Below are 3,470 nucleotides of genomic sequence, written 5' to 3'. Positions count from 1 at the left end.
CTCCTGGACCGGGAGGGGGGCGCGGGGCGCCGAGGTGGCCGTGGTGCCGGTGGTCGGGCTCGGTGCCGGTTTGGTGTTCTCCTTCGCCTTCGGCGGCGTCGGCCTGGACGTGGGGCGCGGAGTGGCCGGCCGGGAGGTCGCGTGTTCCCTGCCGGTGGTCGGCGTCGCGGTGGGTCGGGAAGTCTCCTCCCGCGGTGCCGGGCCCGGCCCGCCCGTATGCGAGGGCTTGGGCTCGGCGTCGGCGGTGGTGCTCTGCGCGGGGGTGGGGCTGGGGTCGGCGGCGGGCTTGTCGCTCTTGGCCGGTTCCGGCGGGTCGCTCTTGGCCGGAGTCGGAGCCGGAGCCGCTGTCTCGGCGGGGCCGGAAGATTTCGCTCGGGACTTCTCCGGGGCGGTCTTCTTCGAGCGGGACGAGGTGCTCTCGCTCTGGGGGTGCCTGTGGGCCTGCGGTTTCGAGGTGCGTTCGGGGGCGTGATCCCGTTGCCCGCGGGAGGAGCGGGGCGCGGGGCCCTCCTCCGCTTCCGGCTCGGAGTCCTTCCCCTTCTCCTGTTCCGGTCCGGAGTCCTTCCCGCCCTCCTGTTCCGGTCCGGAGTCCTTCCCGCCCTCCTGTTCCGGTTCGGGGTCCTCCCCGCCCTCCTGCGGAGCCCGTTCCGCGTCGCCGGGCGGGACCTCCCCGGCCTCGTCCGGCTCGGTGCCGGAGCGGTTCCCCGGGCGCTCGGACGAGCGCTCGGACCCTGACGGCGGCGGCTCCCCGGCCGCGATGGGAGGGTCGACCACCGGTGCCGTCGTCGGCGAGGCATCGGAGACCCCGTGGTCCGCCATGGCGGACCACGGCTGGGCGACGATCGCGCCGGTCGTCGCCGACACCCCTGCCAGGAGGAGGCCGGAGACCAGGGTGACGCGCCGGGACGGGCTGCGTGGGGGCATGTACGGTCTCCTCGGTCTATGGAGTGGGTTCGGGGCCGGAGAGGGGTTTCCAGCCCGCGGCGGTGAACTCCGCGGTGCCGGGCAGGGCCACCTCGGGCAACGCTGCCGGGGTGGGGTCGGGGATGTTGACCCAGTCACCGCGGCCCCCGCCGCGCATGCCGGAGTGCCACGCCATGAGCAGGCTCATGGCGTACGGGCTGGAGTAGGTCGGATCGGTGTCCTGCACGCCTTTGGTCGCGGTCACCTGGACCAGTACGGAGACCAGGACCTGGTCCTCGGCACGGGCCCGCCACTGGACCCCGATCGTTCTGGTCCGCATGGCGGCTCCGTCGGGGAGTTTTCCGGCGCGGGGAAGGCCGAAGGTCTCGCGCCAGCCGGCGACCGCGGTCCGTGCGCCGGCCCGGGCCGCCTCCTGCTGCTCCGGCGGAGCGTACAGAACCGCCGCCTCCTCGGCCTGCTCGGCGTCCAGCGTCCACGCCGCCTCCAGCGTGGCGGCGGCCGCCGAGACCGCTCCCAGCTCACTGTGGGGGAACCCGACGGGATAGCCGGCCTCACCCTTGTAGTCGGAGGGCGGGGCGAGCGTGACCGTGCCGGCGGTGAGGTCCGTGGTCCGGACGGTCGAGACGGTGGGTTCGGGCCGCAGGAGATGCCATCCGCCGATCGCCAGGAGGATCGCCCCCACGATGGAGACGACCACGACGGGCATCCGCCGGGAGTTGTGCGGCGGGGGCCCCAGATCCCAGTCGAGCACGGGATCCTCGGCGGCAGGCCCCATCAGTTGCTCCGGTCGGGGCGCAGACCGAACGCCTGACCGGCGGCGGCCGCCAGGCGCAGGTACGCGCCCCGGGTGGTAGGACGGAGGCGGACCAGATCCACCTCCGCGCCCTCCTTGAGGTGCGGGTCGTAGGGGACGCGGATCACGGCGCGGCAGCGGGAGTTGAAATGGCGCTCCAGCAGTGCCACGTCCACGTCCGACTTGGGTTCCACGGCGTTCAGCACGACGATGGCGTTCTTGACCAGGTCCGAGTACCCGTGGGCGGTGAGCCAGTCCAACGTCGCGGCGGCCGAGCTCGCCCCGTCCACCGCCACCAGGCTGACCAGCACGATCTGGTCGGCCAGTTCCAGCGTCGCCCCCATGGCCCCGTGGAGCAGCCCGGTCCCGCAGTCGGTGATGCAGATCGAGTAGTAGCGCTCGATGAGCCCGGCGACCGTGCGGTAGTCCTCCGCGTTGAACGCCTCGCTCACGGCCGGGTCGGTGTCGGAGGCGAGGACCTCCAGCCGTGCGGGCGACTGGGAGGTGAAGGCGCGCGCGTCGGCGTAGCGGACGATGTGGGGGGCTTCGGAGAGCAGGGTGCGGATGGTCGCGGCCGTCTCGGACTTGACCTTGATGCCGAGGGTCCCCCGGTCGGGGTTGGCGTCGATCGCGATGACCCGGTCTCCACGCAGGGAGGCCAGGGTGTTGCCCAGGGCGACGGTCGTCGTGGTCTTCCCGACCCCGCCCTTGAGGCTCATGACCGCGATCCGGTGATGCCCGCTCGCCACGGCGGTCTGGGCCTGGGCGATCAGTGTGCGGCGTTCCACCTCCGAGGCCGACTCCGACGGGATGATCCTCCCGCCGGAGAGCTGCCAGACGAGGCGTCGCCACCCGCCGGCGGGTTCGGGCCGCCGGTTGATGAGCAGGTGTTCGGCGGTGAGCGGGACCGTCTCCTGGAACTGCTCCGCCGGGGCGGACGGCGAGCTCTGGATATGGGGGGACGTGTCCGTCATGGCCAAGGTCCTTTCGGAGAACTTTCACAGAGCAGGTAGGACGGGGCTGTCAGCAGGTGCTCCAGCGCACCGTCGTGGTGATCGAGTCGTCGGGTCCGTGGACGGTCAGGGGGGCGGTGACAGAGGACGGGACGCCGCACCAGTGGCGGATCCGATGGGCGCGCAGAACGATCACATCCGTGCGTCCCTGCTTCAGGGTGCCGCTGGACGGGGTCACCGACAGCCCGGGCGCCGTTATCCGCCAGTCCAGGGAGGCTCCGGAGACGGTGAGGATCAGGCTGCCCTGGCCGAACTCGTCCAGCGTGACCACGGGGGGGATCCGCAGCCGCCCGGCGAGCTCGCCCTGGGCGACCTGGGGGGCGGCACCGGTCGCGGTGGCCTGGCTGGCGGAGGACTGCAGGGAACCGGCCGGTCTCTCGGTGCCGATGGCGGGCCCCAGGAGGTTCATCCCTGTCAGGGTGCCCGCCGCGCCCGCGACCACGATGATGACGATTTTTATGGTTGTGCTCCGGACCCGTTCCCCGGCCCACGCGAGTGCCTCCATGAACCGGACTCCAGGGCCGAACCGCACCCCTTCCGGCCCGTCGTCCGGCTCGGCGTAGGCCCGGATCACGGGCGCCTGCGCGTCACGGGCCCTGCGGGCGGCGCTCTTGCCGGTGACCGCCGGGATGGCGGGGTGGGTGGCGGTCCCGTCGTCGGCGGCGAGGACCTCACGTGCCCACGCCTGGGACAGCAGCGCGTCATAAAGAGGGGTGTCCTGCCCGGACACGGGCGGAGCG

3 protein-coding genes and 1 pseudogene are annotated in these 3,470 nt (G+C 72.9%); all 4 read right to left on the bottom strand.

Features of this window, described 5'->3' with window-relative positions:
* A pseudogene (locus CA984_RS43130) lies at nt 1–924 on the bottom strand (hypothetical protein); the annotation flags it as partial.
* Nucleotides 925–940: 16 nt separating this feature from the next.
* Nucleotides 941–1,699: a hypothetical protein gene (locus CA984_RS43125; RefSeq protein WP_086579053.1), complete on the bottom strand. Its 759-nt coding sequence runs from the start codon at nt 1,697–1,699 to the stop codon at nt 941–943.
* On the bottom strand, nt 1,699–2,691 hold the full coding sequence (locus CA984_RS43120; RefSeq protein ID WP_086579052.1) for a MinD/ParA family ATP-binding protein: 993 nt from the start codon (nt 2,689–2,691) through the stop codon (nt 1,699–1,701). The genes CA984_RS43125 and CA984_RS43120 overlap by 1 nt, the downstream gene beginning before the upstream one ends.
* Before the next feature lie 49 nt (nt 2,692–2,740).
* Nucleotides 2,741–3,470: hypothetical protein (locus CA984_RS46870; protein WP_165781639.1), on the bottom strand; the 730-nt coding region annotated here is incomplete at its 5' end.

The organism is Streptosporangium minutum (assembly GCF_002149035.1).
GTDB lineage: Bacteria > Actinomycetota > Actinomycetes > Streptosporangiales > Streptosporangiaceae > Streptosporangium > Streptosporangium minutum.
The sequence above is the reverse complement of the archived record's forward strand: the minus strand, read 5'-3'. Positions and strand labels throughout refer to the sequence as shown.

Excerpts from the sequence above, each read along its gene's own strand:
- CA984_RS43125 (WP_086579053.1), bottom strand. The coding sequence starts at position 1,699 with ATGGGGCCTGCCGCCGAGGATCCCGTGCTCGACTGGGATCTGGGGCCC.
- CA984_RS43120 (WP_086579052.1), bottom strand. The coding sequence starts at position 2,691 with ATGACGGACACGTCCCCCCATATCCAGAGCTCGCCGTCCGCCCCGGCG.